This is a genomic window from uncultured Psychrobacillus sp. (genome assembly GCF_938022135.1).
Classification (GTDB): Bacteria; Bacillota; Bacilli; order Bacillales_A; family Planococcaceae; genus Psychrobacillus.
The window spans coordinates 54,994-74,825 of record NZ_CALIED010000035.1; the positions used below are offsets into that span (position 1 = coordinate 54,994).

Genomic DNA, 19,832 nt, shown 5'->3' on the forward strand with positions numbered 1-19,832 from the left:
TTACTAAATAGTGACTATTATTAGTAACTACTTCAAAACCTTAATATGACAGAGTTTATTTGACTTTTAAGGCTATGAATAAAAGTATTAGTATCTAACGATATGCACTTCTAATTCTTTCATAAAATAATGGTAAAAGCAGACGGTTTAAAGGTGCGATACCAACACCTCTAACCCGTCTGCTATTTAATTCACTATTACACTAACTCCAACCAAGTAACAACTTCACAGTGCGTCGTCTGCGGGAACATATCAACTGGCTGAATTTCCTGCGTCTTATATCCACCGTCTTCTAAGATGCGAAGATCGCGCGCTAGAGTTGCTGGGTTACAGGAAACGTAAACAACACGTTTCGGGCGTTGCTCGATGATTGTGGTTAACAATGCTTCGTCGCAGCCTTTTCTTGGAGGGTCAACAACTAATACATCTGCTGTTTTTCCTTCCTTGTACCATCGCGGAATGACTTCCTCTGCTGGGCCTGCTTCAAAGAACGTGTTCGTAAAACCGTTCAACTCCGCGTTTCTTTTTGCATCCTCAATTGCTTGGGGAACAATCTCAACACCAAGTACTTGCTTCGCTTTTTGAGCAAGGAATAAAGAAATCGTACCGATTCCACAATAGGCATCGATAACTGTCTCGTCACCTTCAAGCTGGGCATAGTCAAGTGCCTGTTGGTATAACACTTCTGTCTGCTCTGGATTCACCTGATAGAAGGACCTAGCGGAAATTTCGAAGCGTACATCTCCGATTAAATCCTCAATCGTTGGTTTCCCCCATAATAGGTTAGTTTGATCACCAAAGATCACATTTGTATTTTTGGAGTTTATGTTTTGCATAATGGAGGTCACTTTTGGCTCTACCTCTCTAATAAGCTCAATAATAGCTTCCATTTTGGAAAGCTTAGGATGTCTCGTCACTAGGACGACCATTACCTCACCAGTAGCTCGGCCTTTTCGTACTACTAAGTGGCGTAACTGACCTTTTTTTGTATCTTCATTGTAAGGGACTAAATCTAGTTTTAAGGCATTTTCCTTAAATGCTCTCATCAATCGGTCTGCTTCATCCGATTGAATAAGACATGTAGGAGTGTCAGCAATCCGGTGAGATTTTGCCTGATAGAACCCTGCAATCACCTTTCCATCGACTAAGCCAAAGGGAATTTGAGATTTGTTGCGGTATTCCCAAGGATTTTTCATTCCTTTTACCGGTAGTACCGGTGCATCAATCTTACCTAGTCTTTGCATGACATTTCGAACCATATTTTCTTTCCATTTCAACTGACCCTCATAATTAATGTGCTGAAGCTGACAGCCACCACACTCATAAAATACTGGACATGGTGCTTCTACACGGAAAGGAGAAGGCTCTACAATATGAAGTAATTTAGCAAAGCCATAGTTTTTTAATGTTTTTACAACACGTACCTCTGCTTTTTCATCAGGAAGACCCCCGTGGATAAACAGCGGGTAGCCATCGACTTTTGCCACTCCTGACCCATCATGTGTCAAATCCTCTATATAAACTGTTAACTGATCATTCTTATTTACTGGTGTGTTCACGTTAAATCTCCGTTCTTGTGTAATGGATATTATTATATCAAATAACGGCGTCCAATAGTATTAGGTAGCTTATGTATAAAAATTTCCAACTAATTTTAGACACAAAAAAAGTAAGGAATCATTCCTTACTCATTTAACTTTAATATAGACGAATCCTCTATAACAGACCAGTGTTTATTAGGTAATACACTTTTGTTTAATCGAGTTACAAACCGTTCTGCCTCTTCATAATCATAAAATACTTTTACCATTTGGCTATTTGAGTTTTTCAACACTTCTGTAACACCATTTGTGTTACGTGCTATCACAAACATGGTCAACTCCAGGTTATGTCTTTAACAATAATATTGTTATAAGATTATTATCGCATATACTGGAAATATTGTATACATTATTTGGAAGATTTTAAAAAATTATTTTAACTAAATGGGAGTTTTTCTAATTTATTTCTCTATTAATTGACCATTCACAATTCCATTGAGCTGACTCCAATTCTCTATTTCATATGTTGGTATTATAGTTGTTGTGTTTTCCTTTTGGTTTGGATTAAACCAGCATGTATCTATTCCAAATTGGTTTCCGCCTTGTATATCAGAAGTAAGAGAATCACCAACCATCAATACTTTAGACTTTTCTGTTATTCCTAATTTCTTAAATGTATATTCAAATATAGCAGGCTGTGGCTTTTGATAACCAGCTTCTTCTGAGGTGATGATAGCTTCAAACACATCCTTCAATGGTGAACCCTTGATCCTAGCATGCTGAGCAATTTGAAATCCATTTGTTAATATAGCTAAACGACAGCCAGCCAGACTAGCCAGCATTTCCTCAACCCCAGATATTAAGTGGATTTCCCTACCTAGATTTTCTATGTACTTATGACTTACTGCTTCCAGATCTAACTTTAGATTATGTTCTAAAAATAAACGTTTGAATCTCTCTATTTTAAGTAGCTCTAGCGTTGTAACGCCCTGTTCTAATTCTTCCCATAAAACCTTACTAATTGTCTTGTAGCTGCCTAAGTAATCTTGCAAACCGTTTGGCAGTCCATATTCTAAAAATAACTGATGGAATGCATTTCTTTCGGTCATTCCAAAATCGAATAAGGTATCGTCCAAGTCGAACAATATTACGTCATACTTCATTTATTTCTCCACCTCTCTAAGCTTATTTTAACACCTGGGAAGGAAATGAGCAGAAAAAAAGACCCCAACCTGAGGTCCTGGACAATTATTCATCTCTTACTGGTCCATCCATGGTAGATACCCAGAAGGCTATAATAATGGAGCCAATCAGTACGATGAAGGGAGCATAAAATATTAGGAATTCCATCATAACGTTCATTCCTCCTAAGCGTGATTTTTCTTTTTCCCTTTAACATAATCTTTGTTGAATAGAAATAACTTTAGTAACAAATATAAGGAGGGGATTAATAAGGCTAGCCCTAGAACAAATGCAATGATTAATGAAATTGCCATGGCCTCATTTGTAAAGCTATCGTGTATAGATAAGTATGGATAAAGTAAATACGGTAAATGAGAATACCCATAAGCAAAAAAAGCGATTAAAAATTGTCCTGCTAGAAGTCCAAATGCTAGACCATATTTTTTCTTTTTCCACAGTAACCAAACGGTACCTAAGAACAGGAGGAAGGACAAACCAAACGTCCACCAAATATCAAGCATATTATTATAATGCTCCACATTGTGTGAGCGTAATTCTACCATTATTCCGCCTGCAGTTATAATCGTTGGAAAAGACCAAATCAATGCGTACTTTCTCATCAGTTGAGTTGCTTTTGGGTCCCCTGCCTTATTGGCATACCAAGTTAAAAAAACTGCGGAAATATACAAAACAGAGGTCAAGCTTAAGGCGACAATAGACCAAGTTAACGGACTAGTGAACAAGGCATCATAATTTAAACTTGGTGATCCGTTGATCATATCAACGAAACCACCCTCTGAAATAGTTAGTACGATAGATAATGAAGCCGGTAGTAACAATCCAGATAAACCATACATAAAAGAATACCCTTTGTGTCCTCTGGATCCATACGTTTCAAAGGCATAGTAGGATCCTCTGATGCCAAGCAATATTAATGCTATGCCCACAGGTACGAGAAGAGTAGTTCCATAATAGTAGGCAGTCTTAGGAAAGAAACCAATAATACCAACGAAGAAAAATACGAGAAATACATTTGTTACCTCCCATACTGGGGATAAGTATCGTTGAATAATATTGCTCAGTATATGTTGTTTACCAGTTATTAAGCTATATGCATTAAAGAAGCCGGCACCAAAATCAATGGAGCCTACTATTACATAGCCAAATAGAAAAGCCCATAGAACGGTGAGACCAATAATCTCTAAACTCATGTAATATCACCGCCTTTATCTGATTTTCTATCCTCTATCTCCTGTTCAACAGGATTTCTACGGAACATCCGAGTAAGTACTACAACACTTCCAACTCCAAGAACTAAGTAAAGGCCAGCAAACAGAACTAACATAAAATCTACCTGCCCACTTGTTGTTGCTGCATCCTCCACCCTCATGATTCCTCTTAATATCCAAGGCTGCCTTCCTACCTCCGCTAGCCACCAACCTGCCTCAATTGCAATAATAGCAGCAGGTCCTCCTAAGACGAGAAGCCATCGAAACAACCTAGAATCTACAAAGGACCACTTTAAACGTTTACCTAACCAATAAAATGCGGAGAGAGCTGCCAGACCCATCCCAATTACTACCATAATATTAAAAAGATAATGGATATAAAGTGGAGGTCTTTCATCCACTGGGAACTGATCCAATCCAATAACCTCTGCAGTTGGGTTAGAGTAAGCTAATATACTCAAGGCATAAGGTACCTTAATAGCATATTTCACTTCCCCATCATCTAATATTCCAAACAAAACAAGTTCAGCATTTTCCTGTGTCTCAAAATGCCATTCGGCAGCTGCTAGTTTTTCCGGCTGATACTCCGCTAAATATTTTCCGGAAAAGTCGCCTATAATAGCAGTTGCAATTGAAAAGATTAATCCTAATTTTACAGTTAAATACAAAGCTTTTTTATGATAAACATGATTAGAACCCTTTAACAAACGGAAGGCTGCAATGGAAGCCAGTACAAAAGCAGATGTCATATATGCGGTTACCACTACATGGGCTACCTTCGTAGGCATCGCAGGGTTAAACATTGCTAGGATTGGATTAATGTTCACCATTTGCCCATTTACCATGTCAAATCCTTGCGGTGAATTCATAAAAGAATTTACGATCGTGATAAACACTGCGGAAAAGGAAGCCCCTACTGCAACTGGTATAAGCAATAATAAATGCTTCTTCTGATTTTCAAAACGATCCCAAGTGTAAAGATAAATTCCAAGAAAAATAGCCTCAAAGAAGAAAGCAAAGGTCTCCATAAACAAGGGTAGGGCAATCACATTGCCGGCTAACTCCATAAAATTCGGCCATAATAAGGAAAGCTGCATTCCAATTGCTGTTCCAGTTACTACACCGACGGCAACCGTAATAACAAATCCCCTTGCCCAGCGCCTTGCTAGTAATATGTAATGTTCATCATTCTTTTTTATACCAACCCACTGAGCAATCATAATCATTAGTGGAACTCCAACACCGATTGTCGCATAAATAATATGAAAAGATAAGGTTAACTCCGTTAAGACACGACTATAGAAAACTGAATCAGCATTTCCCATACTTGACTCTCCTCACCCTCCAAAAATTCTTCCAGCAATAGATAGTATCATAATACCTGCCACTACAAAGGCGAGCCACATTAAGTATCTCTCTTGTCTCTTATACACTAACCATTCCTCCTTTATGTTGCCCAGATTTATTATTAAATTATTCCCAATATTATTGGATTCATAACCTTTTAGAGAGGAAAGTCAAAAAATAAAAATCTTTTTGCAATAGACAAGAAAATAAGACAGACTAATGTTCACTTCAATAAGAGAAAATCGCATTCATAATAAACACTGATTAGTCTTCTAAAACTTCTAAATGCATAAGGTTATTAGAATCATTTTGTAATTCAGAAGTACTCCACAAGCATTCATAGCCGTTCTACCGTGAGGTATTCTCCAGGATACCGTTCTTCCAAATAGATCTGTTTATAACCTACTTTTTTCTATTTGCATATCAATCCAATACGAACGAACAAAATAAAAGATAACGAAGGACACCAAAAATAAAAGAGCCAATCCCTGAATAATTTTTCTCCATTTTTGTACAATCGAATAGTTCCTTCTTAAACTGGCTTTTTTAGCATAGCTGTAAATAAAAAACGTGAAATCAGCAGTTGGATTTCACGTTTTCACTACTTTATAAAGCTAGCTTATGGAGATGGCAACTCTCCTAGGAGACCAGCACCTCCGAAAGCACCGCAGGATTATAGGAAGAGATATGGAGAAGTGCTCCTGAAAAAGCGTACGCAGTTACGAAGAACACTACAGATAATTAGAATAAAAGCCCCAAAAACTTTACTAAATCGTAAAATTTCCGAGGCCTTATTATGTTGAGGAGAGTTTTGTCAAAACCGCTTCATTTTATGGTCTATCTTGCTCACGAATCTCATCGATTGGAACAAAGACATCTATATGTCTATATAGGTTTTGGAAAGTGGCAGGAATAGTTCCCCCATACTCTCCATCCAGATTTAAGAGAACCTTATCTTCAGAGGTCACTTTAATGTGCTGGGCTTTTTTATAAATGACATGAGGATCTTCTAAATGTTCTCCACGAATAGCTAAAGTGGCAAGTCTTATAAACTCTGCAATATTTACTTTCTTTAAGATAAGCAACGAGAAGTTCCCGTCATTAATACTTGAATTTGGAGCAAGCTTCTCGAAGCCGCCTACAGAGTTGGTTAGACCCACAAGGAACATCATCGCTTCATCTTCGAATACTTCCCCATCATATTCAATTCGAACCTTCGTGGCATTAATCGATGGAAGCATTTCAATTCCTTTTAAGTAATAGGCTAGTTGTCCAAGCATTGTCTTTAATTTACTAGGAACCTCATAAGTAAGCTCTGTAATTCTTCCTCCGCCAGCAATGTTAATAAAATAACGGTCGTTTACTTGACCAACGTCCACTGGAATAGTATCACCCTGTACGATAATATCTACTGCGCGTTTAATATCCCGAGGAATATGAACTGCTCGAGCAAAATCATTTGTCGTTCCCATTGGAATGAGACCAATTTTTGGGCGATTTTCAAATTCACTTACACCAGCAACAACCTCGTTCAGTGTTCCGTCTCCCCCAGCGGCAATAATTATATCAAAATTATTTTCTACCGCTTTTTTTGCTGCACTAATTGCATCTCCTTCACCAGTCGTTGCATGGCAGGACGTCTCATATCCAGCTATTTCTAAAGCCTCCAAAACTTCTGGAAGATGTTTCTTAAATAATTCTCTCCCTGAGGTAGGATTGTAGATAATTCTTGCACGCTTCATACGGATTTCCTTTCTACTTTACAATTTCTTCATTATAAAGACTCTATTTCCTCACAAAAAGTTCCTAACATATGAAAGAGCCGACTAAAGCCGACTCCCTTAAATATGCGGTTCGCTTATTTTTGAAGAATAGGCAGCCAGCTACTGCGGATTTCTTCGTAAACTGCCAAGTGAAACTCTTTGTTTGCTATAAATTCCTGTGTCATTTGCTCATAAAATTTCTTTTGGATGTCTTCGAATGCCGGATCTTCCTTATCAGGAAACTTGGCTCTTCCTTCCATCACAAATTTTTGGACCATTTCAGCACGAGGACCCCATTTAGAAATTACTTCTCCGTCCTGACTTAGCAATAAATAAACTGGAATGGAGCGCCCTCCATTTGTTAAGTACTGGTCCATCAGCTCTAGATTCTCATCGCGGTAGACAGTGCGAATGTCCAAATTTCCAGCTTCTGCAATCTTTCGTACGATAGCATTATTCATCATGGCATCACCGCACCAGTCTTCTGTAATAACTAATATATACGGCTTTTCTGTTTTTAATATCTCAATGAATTCATCATCCGCTGGAACTTGAAACTGGTCGTATATACGAAAGGATTCCTCTTTTTTGGTAGTCATATCATTCATATACTGCTCTAAGGTTTTAGCTTCTTCAAAATATTGTTGTTCAGTTTTCAATGAAAAATCCCCCTTTTTCCTTAAGTATACTTTCTTTAGCCACTTGTTTCAAACAAGTTGTTGACAGGCGACCTGTTCAGGATTAAAGTAGTTATTATTTTACATCCAATAAAAGGAAGTGTCCCAATGGAGAAAAAGCTCTCTTTTTCACCGCCTGTTGTGATTGCAAGTAGCTTTGCCACCTTAATTTTTCTAGGAACAGTTTTGATGAAGCTTCCTTTTGCTACGACAACTCCGATTTCTTGGGTAGATGCATTCTTTCTAGTTACATCAGCTACCACGGTTACAGGTCTCAGTGTTTTTGATCCTGGTAGTACTCTAACCATGTTTGGGGAAATTGTTTTACTAGTCTTAATTCAATGTGGTGGTATTGGGTTAATGACGTTTGCAGTCGCTATACTTATTCTTCTTCGCAAAAAAATTGGTTTGCAGCACCGAATTTATTTGCAGGAATCTTTTAATCAGCCTTCTATTGGAGGTATCGTCAAACTAGCTAAGCATATTCTCTTATTTGTTCTTCTTACAGAGAGTATTGCTATCGTCTTCTTAACACTCCACTGGATACCAAGGTTTGGCTTTGGAGATGCATTATATTATAGTTTGTTTCACGTAATTTCTGCTTTTAATAATGCAGGCTTCTCTTTGTTTCCGGACAATTTAATGGGCTTCACTAGTGATCCTCTAGTTATATTGATTATTACTAGTCTAATAATCATTGGAGGAATTGGATTTGTCGTAGTAATAGATATCTCTCGCAAGAATAAATTTCGTGCATGGTCACTACATACCAAGCTTATGATCGTGGGCACATTAATAATAAATACAATAGCTACACTTATTCTTTTAATCTTAGAGTTTAATAATAATGATACAATTGGCAAAATGGGAATCTTCGAGAAGATAATGACCTCCTACTTTAATGCAGTAACTCCAAGAACGGCAGGCTTTAATATGATCGATTATGGCCAAATGGAGGACCCATCTCTATTATTCACAATGCTTCTCATGTTTATCGGTGCAGGTAGTGCCTCTACGGCTTCTGGCATAAAGCTTACTACCTTTATTGTCATCATAGCAGCAACGTTTGCATTTTTCCGTCAGCAGGAGGATCCAGTGCTATTTAAAAGGTCCATCTCACGAGAAATAATTATTAGGTCTCTCGTTATTAGCACAGTTAGCTTAGCAACCGTTTTTATATTTGCTTTTGCTTTAACTATAACAGAGCAGCTTCCTCTGCTCCCTTTGCTATTTGAAGTGTTTTCCGCATTCGGAACTGTTGGTATCTCAATGGGCATTACCTCTCAGCTTTCAGAGTTAGGCAAGGTATTCATTTGTGTGTTGATGTTCTTAGGCAGAATTGGACCACTCACGTTATTTTTCATCTTAACTAAACCGAAAAAGGTTAAATATAAATATCCAAATGATCAGGTGTTTACCGGTTAAGGATAGAAACACCCCTGCACTAGCCTGTCTGCAGGGGTGTTTTTTTATAATCGGACGGTTATATGCAATAATCGGTCGGTTCTGGCTAAAAATCGGTCGGTTTTCTCTTATAATCGGTCGGTTCTCCCTAATAATCGGTCGGTCCAAGTCCATGCCACCCTCACTGGCTGAGACAGTTTTTCTTAGTCCCGTCCTTAAAGGTAATGACTTCATTTATTCTCGTATGTATGGTGTCGTTTTTATAGAAGATTGCACTGCCATCTGGGAGAGCATAGATCGTTCTATCCTTAGAAAGAGTAAGCAGCTCATCATCTGCTTCTGGGCGATAGTGAACCTCTACACTAAAATCGACTAATCCTAATCCCTGCAAAATAATTGTGTCGGGGTAGTCTTCATCCTTTGTTAATATGCAGTCTGTGCAAAAAGCTAATGCACCTGCGCTATAGCCAATCATTAAGCCTGGAAAACTACTAATTGCTGCAGTCAGCTCTTTATCCAAAATAACCTGAAGTAAACGCTCAGGTTTTCCTCCTATAATATAAAGAACATCATACTCTTCCATCATATTAATCATGTCTTCTTTTGGTAGCTTTTCATGCAATAAACCAAGCGTCACGTTTGGAATACGTGTAAACGCCTGCTGCAGGCTTTCCATCCAACTTTCATATCTAGATTCATCTGTTGCAAAGGGTACGACCAATACTTTCGCATTCGGACTAATTTTACACTCTAATTCTTCAAAAACGTCATCAAGCTCACCCTTTAAAACATGTCCCCCGCCAATAAAACATAGCTCCATCCCCATCACCCTTTCTCAAATATTATCTCATCATAGCATCTATAATTATAAAATTAAATATATTTACAGCTTTGATAAGTAGCTGAATGTGGAGGAGCTTTTGCTAACATGCATCAAAAAAGCGAGTAAGTGGTCAGGAAATCTGATCACTTACTCGCTATGATTATCTTTAGGATTTTATCGTTTCACGATTTCTTCGTTTAGGATTTTGTTAACAAGAGGTGGATTCGCTTGACCTTTTGTTGCTTTCATAATTTGTCCTACTAGGAAGCCGATGGCACGATCTTTACCATTTTTAAAGTCTTCAATCGATTGTGGGTTAGCATCTAATGTAGCCGTTACGATTTCACGTAGAGCGCCTTCGTCTGAAATTTGTACTAAGCCTTTAGCTTTTACTACTTCAGCAGCATCTCCGCCGTTATCCGCAAGCTCTTTAAATACTTTCTTCGCGATTTTAGAAGAAATTGTACCATCTGAGATTAGCTTAATCATGCCAGCCAGATTAGAAGGAGTAAGCTTGATATCCTTCAATTCTTTTTGGTCTGCGTTTAAGTAAGCTGAAACCTCACCCATTAACCAGTTGGAAGCAAGCTTCGCATCTGCCCCTAGAGCAATCGTTTCCTCGAAGAAATCTGACATTTCTTTTGTTAAAGTAAGTACCATTGCATCGTATGCAGGTAAGCCTAGCTCCTCGATATAACGAACTTTACGTGCATCTGGAAGCTCAGGAATTTCAGAGCGAACTCGTTCTCTCCAAGCATCATCAATGACAATTTGCACTAAGTCTGGCTCTGGGAAGTAACGGTAATCATCCGCTCCTTCTTTAACACGCATTAAAAGAGTTTTACCAGTTGACTCATCATAGCGACGAGTTTCTTGTGGAATTACCCCACCTGATAATAGAACCTCTGCTTGACGAATTTGTTCATGCTCAAGACCACGACGAACAAAGTTGAAGGAGTTTAAGTTTTTAAGCTCTGTTTTCGTACCGAATTTTTCTTGACCATATGGACGTAAGGAAATGTTCGCATCACAACGAAGGGAACCTTCCTCCATTTTACAGTCAGAAACTCCTGTGTATTGGATGATAGATTTAACCTTTTCAAGATAAGCATAAGCTTCCTCAGGAGTGCGGATGTCTGGCTCTGATACGATTTCAATCAAAGGAGTACCTTGACGGTTGAAGTCAACAAGAGAGTATCCATTGCTTGTATGTGTAAGCTTTCCTGCATCTTCTTCCAAGTGAAGACGAGTAATACCAATACGTTTCTTTTCTCCGCCCACTTCAATTTCTACCCAACCATTTTCACCGATTGGCTTGTCAAATTGAGAGATTTGGTAAGCCTTTGGATTATCCGGATAGAAGTAATTTTTACGGTCGAATTTAGTTATAGGTGCAATGTCCATATTAAGTGCAAGAGCGGCTCTCATACCCCACTCAACTGCTGTTTTATTTACAACAGGTAATACTCCAGGGTAACCTAGGTCAATTACATGTGTATTTGTATTTGGTTCTGCTCCAAAGTGAGCTGGTGCTGGTGAGAACATTTTAGAGTCTGTTTTTAACTCTACATGAATCTCTAATCCAATAATCGTTTCAAAATTCATTATTTTGCTCCCTCCCATATTTGCGGAGTTTGTTTATGGAAGCTTGTTGCTTGCTCATAAGCATGTGCCACACGATAGATAGTTGCTTCATCAAAGTATTTACCGATAATTTGTAATCCTAGTGGTAGACCGTCTGAGAATCCGCAAGGAATAGAAATTCCAGGGACGCCAGCAAGGTTTACTGGAATTGTTAAAATATCATTGGCATACATCGTTAATGGATCCTTAACATTTTCCCCAATTTTAAATGCTGGAGTTGGTGTCGTTGGTCCAATGATAACATCGTATTTATCAAATACATTGTCAAAGTCTTGCTTGATCAAAGTACGTACTTGCTGTGCTTTTCTGTAGTAAGCGTCATAAGAACCAGCGCTAAGTGAATAAGTTCCTAGCATGATACGACGTTTTACTTCATCACCAAAGCCTTGTGCACGAGTTTCTTTATAAAGCTCCATTAAGTTTTCTACGTTGTCTGCACGGAAGCCATAACGAATTCCATCAAAACGAGCTAAGTTAGAGGAAGCTTCTGAAGAAGACAATAAATAGTAAGCTGCTAAAGCGTACTTAGAATGTGGTAACGATACTTCTTCCCATGTTGCTCCAAGTGATTCTAAAACTTTTAGAGCGTCAAGTACAGATTGCTTAGATGCTTCTCCGACACCTTGTCCTAAATATTCTTTAGGAACAGCAATACGAAGTCCTTTAATGTCACCTGTTAATGATTTAGTAAAGCTTGGTACTTCCACATTTGCAGAAGTAGAGTCACTTGCATCTAAACCAGAAATAGCCTCTAGTAAAAAGGCATTGTCCTCTACATTACGTGTAACAGGTCCGATTTGATCCAAAGAAGAAGCAAATGCCACTAATCCAAAACGTGATACTCGGCCGTATGTTGGCTTCATCCCAACCACTCCACAGAATGAAGCTGGCTGACGAATAGATCCACCAGTATCAGATCCTAATGAAAATGGTACCTCTCCTGCTGCTACAGCTGCAGCCGAACCACCTGAAGATCCACCAGGTACATGATTTAAATTCCAAGGATTTCTTGTGTTTTTAAAGGCAGAGTTTTCATTCGAAGAGCCCATTGCGAACTCATCCATGTTTAACTTACCAATTGTTATTAATCCAGCATCACGTAGTTTATGTACAACAGTTGCATCATAAATAGGGTTAAAGCCTTCTAAAATTTTACTTGCACAAGTAGTTTCAATACCTTCTGTTACGATATTGTCTTTTACTCCGATTGGCATTCCGAAAAGGGGGCCTCTTTCCTCGAAAGGAACTTGATCCATTTCTTTTGCTTGAGCAGTTGCTTGCTCTTCATTTAACGCTAGAAAAGCTTGAACTTCTCCGTCCACTTTATTAATTCTTTTATAGGATTCAGCAGTTAGCTCTTCAATAGATACTTCTTTCTTTTTGATCAAATCTTGAAGTTCTACTGCTGAATGTTTGAATAATGTCATCAGATGCCCTCCTAACTTTTTCTTATTCGATAATAGTTGGTACTTTTACTTGTCCTGCTTCTTCTTCTTTAACATTTTTCATCATTTTCTCACGTTCTAAGCCAGGTACTGATTTGTCCTCACGAAGCACATTCACTAATGGTAATACATGAGTAGTTGGAGCTACATCAGTAGTGTCTAATTCGTTCAGCTCATCTGCAAACTTAGTAATTGCAGCTAGTTGCTCTGCAAACATCTCCGCTTCTTCTTCAGTAATAGCAAGTCTAGCTAAATGCGCAACATGTTTTACTTCTTCTTTTGAAATATTCGCCAATTTTTACACCTCCGAATTCAATAAACCATAACAATAATCATATCATTTTTCACACTAGTTGAACAGAGTACGCATCGTTTCCTTAATGGTTATAAATGTGAACAAATGCGTCCTCTTCACCAGCCTCTTTAACTAGCAATGCCTCAGCACCATCCAATGAGTTCACTTGAATTTCTACATTCATCGAAGCAGGGAAATTGGCTTTCATATATCCCGCAAGCTGCTGTGTAAATCCAATTAACTCTGCAGAACCAAAAAACTGTATTGGTATTTCAATAGTTAGCTTCTGTAGTTGCTCGTCCTTAAAGTATCCTGTGCCAATAACACTAGTATAATTAGAGAAATACTCTTCCACATCCCTCTTAAAGTTACTAAAGATTGTATTTAAGTCACGATATTTTTTTTCAGCATCGGAAGACGGGAACATAATATATTCTTCATTGATAGGCTTCCAATCAGACAAATTCCCTCCTTTAGAAGCAACACCGTATTCAAAATAAGTACCTGGAACAATAGCATTATTACTATTTTGTTTAAATAAACCTACAACAATAGGTACCTCTTCTAAGCCAGCAATTTTCCTCATACGACTTACAACTTCTTTAGCTATTCTTTCCCCATTTTGCTTGATTTGCTCATCTGTTAAGGCTTGTTCATATTCTGCCCCATATTCTTCCTTTGTATAATAATAAATTGAATTTAAGGAAAGACCTACAGATACACCCGCTAGTCTAGCTTTATTATCTACGACCTCTAGATAGTTTTGTTCGACAATATGTGTAATGTAAACAGGTGCTTTTAATGCTTTTTCTTCCCCTGTTAGACCCTCTGCATTCGGATTTAACCCATCCTTTGTTTGTCCCTCTCTTGCAAGCCAAGATTTTAAAGTATCTCCTTTTAAGTATTGTCCTTCTTGGAACATATACTTATCTGGTGAAAATTCTGTTTGAGAAATTCGAAATAGACCTAATTCTACTTCTTTCATGTCGTATTTCGTATTAAGATTTGAGACAACTAATCCTCTGCTTGCACTCTCTTCATACGGCATCAAAGTACGATAATAGGTTTCATCCAGCTGAATGCTTGGAATCACGACTGTTTTCGCTTCTTCCTCCGTATTTTGCACAACTTCTGTATCGTTTTTTTGATTCGGAGTACATCCCGTTATAACTAACGCCAAAATCAAAAGAGCTAACACTAAATATTTTTTGGTCATGCTTTTAACTCCTTTTATCCTTCTAAATGGTCCAATAGCTTTTGCTCATCCCAGACTTCAATACCAAGACTAGTAGCCTTTTCTAGCTTAGATCCAGCATCCTCTCCTGCAATAACTAAGTCTGTTTTTTTACTTACGCTGCCAGCTACATTACCACCTAATGATTCTATTTTTTCTTTTGCCTCTGGACGTGTCAATTGTGTGAGTTTCCCTGTTAAGACAACCGTTTTACCGGCAAATGGACTATTTTCCATTGTAGCAGCATCAATAACCTTACCTGTGTATCTCATTGCTAATCCTGCTTCTTTTAATCGCTCAATTAGCTTTTGAACCTCTTCCTGTTCAAAATAAGTTACAAGAGAATCTGCCATCTTTTCACCAATTTCATGAATGTCAGTAATTTCATCTCGTGTAGCATGCATTAGTGCATCAAAATCTAGGAACTTTTCTGAAAGAATTTTTGCTGCCTTCTCACCAATATGGCGTATGCCCAATCCAAATAACACTCTCTCCATTGAATTGGATTTTGAAGTTGTAATAGCCTCGACAAGATTAGTAGCAGATTTCATACCCATTCGTTCTAGCTTTACCAAGTCCTCGATCGTAAGCTTATATAAGTCCGAAACATCCTTTATAAGTTCTTCTCTATAAAGCTGTTCTACAACCTTACCACCTAGACCTTCTATATTCATCGCATTGCGGGAAGCAAAGTGATAAATTCCTTCACGAATTTGAGCTGGACATTGTGGATTAACACATCGTAAAGCGACCTCTTCTTCAATACGTATCAGTTCACTATCACATGCAGGACAGTTTGTCGGCATTTCATAAGGGACTAGATTATCCTTTCTTTCTTGAAGGATTACTCCCACTACTTCTGGGATGATATCCCCAGCTTTTCGAATGATTACTCGATCGCCTATTCGTATATCCTTTTCGCGAATAAGATCCTCGTTATGCAAGGAAGCTCTTTGTACTGTTGTACCTGCCACCTGTGCTGGTTCTAACAATGCAGTTGGAGTAACTACACCAGTTCGTCCCACTGTTAGGTCGATTCCAATTATCGTCGTAACTACCTCTTCAGCAGGGAATTTGTAGGCAATAGCAAAACGTGGACTTTTAGCTGTGAAGCCAAGTTCCTCTTGCTGCGAGTAATTATTCACCTTAATCACAATTCCATCTATCTCATAAGGAATATCATTTCTTTTGGTCGTCCATTCTTCAATAAAAGCCATAACCTCTTCAACGGAATGACATTCTCTCGTTTCGTTATTAGTAGGTAATCCTAGCTTTCTCATATACTTAAGGGCTTCCGAGTGATCGTCAATATTAAACTCTTCTCCGTCCCCCCCCATGCCATAAATGAACATGGACAAATTACGGCTTGCTGCAATTTTAGGATCTAGCTGACGCAAGGAACCAGCAGCTGCATTGCGCGGATTCGCAAATAATTCTAACCCATCTTCTGCTCGTTGTTCATTTAGCTTTAGGAAAGAAGATTTAGGCATATAAGCCTCTCCTCTAGCCTCTAGCGTTACATTTTCCTGTAAACGTAAAGGGACAGCACGAATCGTTTTAATGTTACTCGTGATATCCTCACCTGTTGTTCCATCACCACGAGTTGCTCCACGAACGAGTTGTCCATTCTCGTATAAAAGTGAAACAGCAAGTCCGTCTATTTTTAGTTCACATACGTAGACCGGTGTCTCATCAATAATGTTTCGAATACGTTTGTCAAAATCTCTAATATCTTCTTCATTAAATGCATTGGATAAACTTAGCATTGGATTGGCATGGGTAACCTTTTTGAATCCTTCACTTATAGTTAATCCTACACGCTGAGTAGGAGAATCCGGGAAAATCAAGTCCGGATTTTCTTCCTCTAGTGCAATCAGTTCATGCAAATATTGATCATAAACAGCATCGGGTACTGTCGGTTTATCTAATACATAGTATGAGTAGCTATAGTCATGCAATATTTTATGCAGCTCTTTTACTCTTTCTAATTTATCCATCGATTTTCCTCCGCTAAGAAAATTATACTTTTTCAATCGGTGCATATTTAGCAAGTAATCGCTTGATCCCAGTCGGACTTGGGAAAGCAATATCAAGCTCTGTATTCTCACCATCGCCACGAACGCTGACAACCATACCCTCGCCCCATTTTTTATGGGCTGCCTTGTCACCAACCTGCCAGCCTAAACGCTCTCCACCGGTCGATTGGTACGCTGGTCTAGAAACTGCAGCACGAGGAACTGGTGCAATTACTTTTGTATCTCTATTTTTGTTTTTGCGGATATCTCTGGACCACCCTACAACCTCAATAATTTCATCTGAAATCTCCGCGATGAAACGAGAGGGACTGTTAAAGCTACTGCGTCCAAATATAGTTCGTGCTTGTGCACATGTGATAAATAATCTTTCCTCAGCACGAGTAATACCTACATATGCTAAACGACGTTCTTCCTCCATCTCCTCGTCGTTTCCAATGGAGCGAGCATGTGGAAAAATATTTTCTTCCATTCCAATGATAAATACTACAGGAAACTCCAGCCCCTTAGCTGCATGCATTGTCATCAGGATAATATTGCCCTGTGACTTGTCCTCATCTTCATCGAGCTTATCAATATCTGAAATGAGCGCCAAGTCTGTTAAAAATGCAACAAGGGATTTATCGTCACTTTTTTCTTCGAAGGCTTTCGTTACAGATAAAAACTCCTCGATATTCTCTAGACGGCTTTCTGCTTCAATTGTCTTTTCATTTTTTAGCATCGTTTTATATCCAGTTTTCTCTAATACCTGTTCCACAATCTCAGTTACTGACAGGAACTCCTGCATTTGAGTTAGGTTTTGAATGAGTCCATGGAAGCCTACTACAGAATTCACTGCTCTAGCAGGTAATCCCATGAAGTCTACCTCGTTTAAAGCGTCTAAAATGGAACGATCCTGTTCTATAGCATATCTTGCTATTCGGTCAAATGAGGTTGCTCCTATGTTGCGCTTAGGCTCATTAATAATTCGAGCAAGTGATAAATCATCATCATTATTGGCAATCAGTCGTAGATAGGCAAGTAAGTCTTTAATCTCTTTCCGATCATAGAACTTGGTACCTCCAACAATCGTATAGGCCATGTTCGATTTAACGAGCACTTCCTCCATTACACGTGACTGGGCATTCGTTCGATATAAGATAGCAAAGTCGTTTAGCGTTCTGTTTTCTGTTTCTATTAGCTCTTGAATCTTTTGAACAACATATTGAGCTTCCTGCTGTTCTTCATTTGCACGGAACAACTCAATCTTTTCACCTTCAAGGTTTTCAGTTCGCAACACTTTTGGATAACGACTTTGGTTATTACAAATGACGTCATTTGCTGCTTTTAAGATTCTTTGAGATGACCGATAGTTTTGCTCCAGCATAATCACTTTCGCGTTTGGATAGTCCTTTTCAAAGGAAAGGATGTTTTGTATATCCGCGCCGCGCCAGCGATATATGGATTGATCAGAATCACCTACAACACAGATGTTTTTGAACTTGTTTGCAAGCATTTGAACTAGCTCGTATTGAGCCTTGTTCGTATCCTGGTATTCATCTACATGGATATACTGAAACTTATTTTGATAGTATTCCAATACATCTGGCACTCGCTTAAACAATGTTAAGGTAGTCATGATTAAATCATCGAAGTCTAACGACTGGTTTTTTCTCAGACGTTTTTGATACCCTTCGTATACCTTTGCTACTGTTTTCTCAAAAGGATTGGAATCATTCATTTGAGCCTTATATGTGTCTGCATCAATACATATATTTTTTGCACTACTAATAGCATTCAGCATCGAGCGAGGATCATATTGTTTCGTATCAATATTCAAATCCTTCAAAATACCTTTAATAACTGTCAGCTGGTCAGAAGTATCTAATATAGAGAAACTTTTAGAATAACCAATTCGATCGATATCTCTTCTTAAAATACGTACACACATCGAGTGAAACGTAGAAACCCACATTCTTTCTCCAGTGCCTTCTCCTAAAATACTATTGATACGCTCTCGCATTTCGCGGGCAGCTTTGTTGGTAAAGGTAATGGCCAATATTTTAGAAGGATAAACTTCCTTTTCCACGATTAGATAGGCTATGCGATGTGTTAGCACTCTTGTTTTACCAGATCCAGCTCCAGCCATAATCAGTAGTGGACCGTCAGTTGATTTCACTGCTTCCTCTTGCTCTTTATTCATCCCGTTTAATAGGGTTTTAGCTATAAGTTCCATACTTTACTACACTTCCTCTACAAGAACATTTGTTCTTTCTATTATAACCTCGGCTATCTATTTCCTCAATTCATTTTACTGCATTAACAGTTTTCAACGCTTCATTCAAATTATCGTAAATTTGGTTTCCTACAATAATGGTATGTGCATAGGCAGCCATTTCGCGGGCTTGTGCTTCTGTTTTAATGCCCCCACCATAAAAGAGCTGGGTTTGTTTTAAACCCGATCTTACCTTGGCTACAGTTTGAACGTCACCATATTTTCCGCTGTATTCCATGTAGAAGACAGGGAATTTGAACATATGCTCTACCATTTGAGCATAGGCAATTATATCATCGATTGTTTCAACTGGCTCCGCTTGTGTCAGTATAGCTGCCTTACAGTCAGGGTTTAAAATACAATAGCCTTCTGGGATTATTTCCTCCCAATTCATAACCTCACCAAACTCCTTTGTCGCCTTATGATGCAGGTCCTTCACCCATCTCGTATCGGTGCTGTTCAAAACACTAGGAATAAAATAAAAATCAAAACCCGGGGTTATACTATCTATCGTAGAAACTTCCAACGCTACCGGAACTGCGTATCTACGAATTCTCATTAATAGATCTATTACGTTGTCTAAGGTCACGCCATCAGAACCGCCAATAATAATAGCATCTGTTCCAGATTCGCATACCCTCTCTAATGCCTCGGAAGAAATCTCCTTCGCAGGGTCTAGCTTAAATATATGTCTCCACTCTTTATAATCCATTTTTTCACCTACACAATTGTTGTTTGATAACATTACTCCATTATACCAAAAATACCTGCTGACATCGCTCATAAGCCATGAGGAATCCAAATTTGTAATAAAAATTCAACATACGTCAAGAGATTTCCCGTAAATTTATTTTCCAAAGCTATTAAGTACTTCTCTTTCAAACAAGAAAAGCGCAAGCGCCTATATCTGCCCCGACAGGCAAATGGAGAAAAGCGAGGAGGCAGTTCCTCAGCCACCGGA

The 19,832-nt window shown here is 38.5% G+C and carries 17 protein-coding genes; 1 reads left to right on the plus strand and 16 read right to left on the minus strand.

The annotated features are described in order from the left end of the window. Positions 1–197: 197 nt before the first annotated feature. The 7 genes from rlmD to Q0371_RS07805 all read right to left on the minus strand — a co-directional run bounded on the left by rlmD (position 198) and on the right by Q0371_RS07805 (position 7,721). Positions 198–1,559 (minus strand): 23S rRNA (uracil(1939)-C(5))-methyltransferase RlmD, encoded by a 1,362-nt coding sequence (gene rlmD, locus Q0371_RS07775; RefSeq protein ID WP_298470061.1) that lies wholly within the window; start codon positions 1,557–1,559, stop codon positions 198–200. A 125-nt stretch (positions 1,560–1,684) separates the two neighbouring features. Next, positions 1,685–1,867: a hypothetical protein gene (locus tag Q0371_RS07780; RefSeq protein WP_169360574.1), complete on the minus strand. Its 183-nt coding sequence runs from the start codon at positions 1,865–1,867 to the stop codon at positions 1,685–1,687. A 135-nt stretch (positions 1,868–2,002) separates the two neighbouring features. Next, a complete protein-coding gene (locus Q0371_RS07785; protein WP_169360573.1) occupies positions 2,003–2,704 on the minus strand; it encodes a YjjG family noncanonical pyrimidine nucleotidase in 702 nt (233 codons plus the stop codon). A gap of 204 nt (positions 2,705–2,908) precedes the next feature. After that, entirely contained in the window at positions 2,909–3,934 is a 1,026-nt protein-coding gene (locus Q0371_RS07790) for a cytochrome d ubiquinol oxidase subunit II (RefSeq protein ID WP_298470066.1), read from the minus strand. Further along, positions 3,931–5,277 (minus strand): cytochrome ubiquinol oxidase subunit I, encoded by a 1,347-nt coding sequence (locus Q0371_RS07795; RefSeq protein ID WP_169360571.1) that lies wholly within the window; start codon positions 5,275–5,277, stop codon positions 3,931–3,933. Before Q0371_RS07795 ends, Q0371_RS07790 begins: the two co-directional genes overlap by 4 nt. Before the next feature lie 852 nt (positions 5,278–6,129). Then, entirely contained in the window at positions 6,130–7,041 is a 912-nt protein-coding gene (locus Q0371_RS07800) for a diacylglycerol kinase (RefSeq protein WP_169360570.1), read from the minus strand. A 116-nt stretch (positions 7,042–7,157) separates the two neighbouring features. Beyond that, complete coding sequence (locus Q0371_RS07805) at positions 7,158–7,721, minus strand: thioredoxin family protein (protein WP_298470069.1); 564 nt, start codon at positions 7,719–7,721, stop codon at positions 7,158–7,160. A 126-nt stretch (positions 7,722–7,847) separates the two neighbouring features. Here Q0371_RS07805 and Q0371_RS07810 point away from each other — a divergent pair, with 126 nt between their 5' ends. Then, entirely contained in the window at positions 7,848–9,164 is a 1,317-nt protein-coding gene (locus Q0371_RS07810; RefSeq protein WP_169360568.1) for a TrkH family potassium uptake protein, read from the plus strand. A 160-nt stretch (positions 9,165–9,324) separates the two neighbouring features. Here Q0371_RS07810 and Q0371_RS07815 read toward each other — a convergent pair whose 3' ends face one another. The 9 genes from Q0371_RS07815 to Q0371_RS07855 form a co-directional block, all read right to left on the minus strand. Continuing rightward, positions 9,325–9,963, minus strand: a complete 639-nt coding sequence (locus Q0371_RS07815) for a Type 1 glutamine amidotransferase-like domain-containing protein (RefSeq protein WP_298470071.1) — start codon at positions 9,961–9,963, stop codon at positions 9,325–9,327. Positions 9,964–10,140: 177 nt separating this feature from the next. After that, positions 10,141–11,571: an Asp-tRNA(Asn)/Glu-tRNA(Gln) amidotransferase subunit GatB gene (gene gatB / locus Q0371_RS07820; RefSeq protein ID WP_251556550.1), complete on the minus strand. Its 1,431-nt coding sequence runs from the start codon at positions 11,569–11,571 to the stop codon at positions 10,141–10,143. Continuing rightward, entirely contained in the window at positions 11,571–13,037 is a 1,467-nt protein-coding gene (gene gatA / locus Q0371_RS07825; protein ID WP_169360565.1) for an Asp-tRNA(Asn)/Glu-tRNA(Gln) amidotransferase subunit GatA, read from the minus strand. The genes gatB and gatA overlap by 1 nt, the downstream gene beginning before the upstream one ends. Before the next feature lie 22 nt (positions 13,038–13,059). Next, positions 13,060–13,350: an Asp-tRNA(Asn)/Glu-tRNA(Gln) amidotransferase subunit GatC gene (gene gatC, locus Q0371_RS07830; RefSeq protein ID WP_169360564.1), complete on the minus strand. Its 291-nt coding sequence runs from the start codon at positions 13,348–13,350 to the stop codon at positions 13,060–13,062. A gap of 82 nt (positions 13,351–13,432) precedes the next feature. Continuing rightward, positions 13,433–14,566 (minus strand): CamS family sex pheromone protein, encoded by a 1,134-nt coding sequence (locus Q0371_RS07835; protein ID WP_298470076.1) that lies wholly within the window; start codon positions 14,564–14,566, stop codon positions 13,433–13,435. A 14-nt stretch (positions 14,567–14,580) separates the two neighbouring features. Beyond that, complete coding sequence (ligA, locus tag Q0371_RS07840) at positions 14,581–16,581, minus strand: NAD-dependent DNA ligase LigA (RefSeq protein ID WP_298470078.1); 2,001 nt, start codon at positions 16,579–16,581, stop codon at positions 14,581–14,583. A gap of 22 nt (positions 16,582–16,603) precedes the next feature. Continuing rightward, positions 16,604–18,832: a DNA helicase PcrA gene (gene pcrA / locus Q0371_RS07845; protein ID WP_251556573.1), complete on the minus strand. Its 2,229-nt coding sequence runs from the start codon at positions 18,830–18,832 to the stop codon at positions 16,604–16,606. 70 nt (positions 18,833–18,902) lie between these two features. Next, positions 18,903–19,583: a heptaprenylglyceryl phosphate synthase gene (locus Q0371_RS07850; RefSeq protein ID WP_251556590.1), complete on the minus strand. Its 681-nt coding sequence runs from the start codon at positions 19,581–19,583 to the stop codon at positions 18,903–18,905. Positions 19,584–19,651: 68 nt separating this feature from the next. Further along, positions 19,652–19,832: hypothetical protein (locus Q0371_RS07855; RefSeq protein WP_298470082.1), on the minus strand; the 181-nt coding region annotated here is incomplete at its 5' end.

Coding starts and splice junctions, on each gene's coding strand:
- Q0371_RS07785 (WP_169360573.1), bottom strand. CDS start 2,704: ATGAAGTATGACGTAATATTGTTCGACTTGGACGATACCTTATTCGAT.
- Q0371_RS07810 (WP_169360568.1), top strand. CDS start 7,848: ATGGAGAAAAAGCTCTCTTTTTCACCGCCTGTTGTGATTGCAAGTAGC.
- ligA (WP_298470078.1), bottom strand. CDS start 16,581: ATGGATAAATTAGAAAGAGTAAAAGAGCTGCATAAAATATTGCATGAC.
- gatA (WP_169360565.1), bottom strand. CDS start 13,037: ATGACATTATTCAAACATTCAGCAGTAGAACTTCAAGATTTGATCAAA.
- Q0371_RS07790 (WP_298470066.1), bottom strand. CDS start 3,934: ATGAGTTTAGAGATTATTGGTCTCACCGTTCTATGGGCTTTTCTATTT.
- Q0371_RS07815 (WP_298470071.1), bottom strand. CDS start 9,963: ATGGAGCTATGTTTTATTGGCGGGGGACATGTTTTAAAGGGTGAGCTT.
- Q0371_RS07850 (WP_251556590.1), bottom strand. CDS start 19,583: ATGGATTATAAAGAGTGGAGACATATATTTAAGCTAGACCCTGCGAAG.
- Q0371_RS07835 (WP_298470076.1), bottom strand. CDS start 14,566: ATGACCAAAAAATATTTAGTGTTAGCTCTTTTGATTTTGGCGTTAGTT.
- Q0371_RS07800 (WP_169360570.1), bottom strand. CDS start 7,041: ATGAAGCGTGCAAGAATTATCTACAATCCTACCTCAGGGAGAGAATTA.
- pcrA (WP_251556573.1), bottom strand. CDS start 18,832: ATGGAACTTATAGCTAAAACCCTATTAAACGGGATGAATAAAGAGCAA.
- gatB (WP_251556550.1), bottom strand. CDS start 11,571: ATGAATTTTGAAACGATTATTGGATTAGAGATTCATGTAGAGTTAAAA.
- Q0371_RS07795 (WP_169360571.1), bottom strand. CDS start 5,277: ATGGGAAATGCTGATTCAGTTTTCTATAGTCGTGTCTTAACGGAGTTA.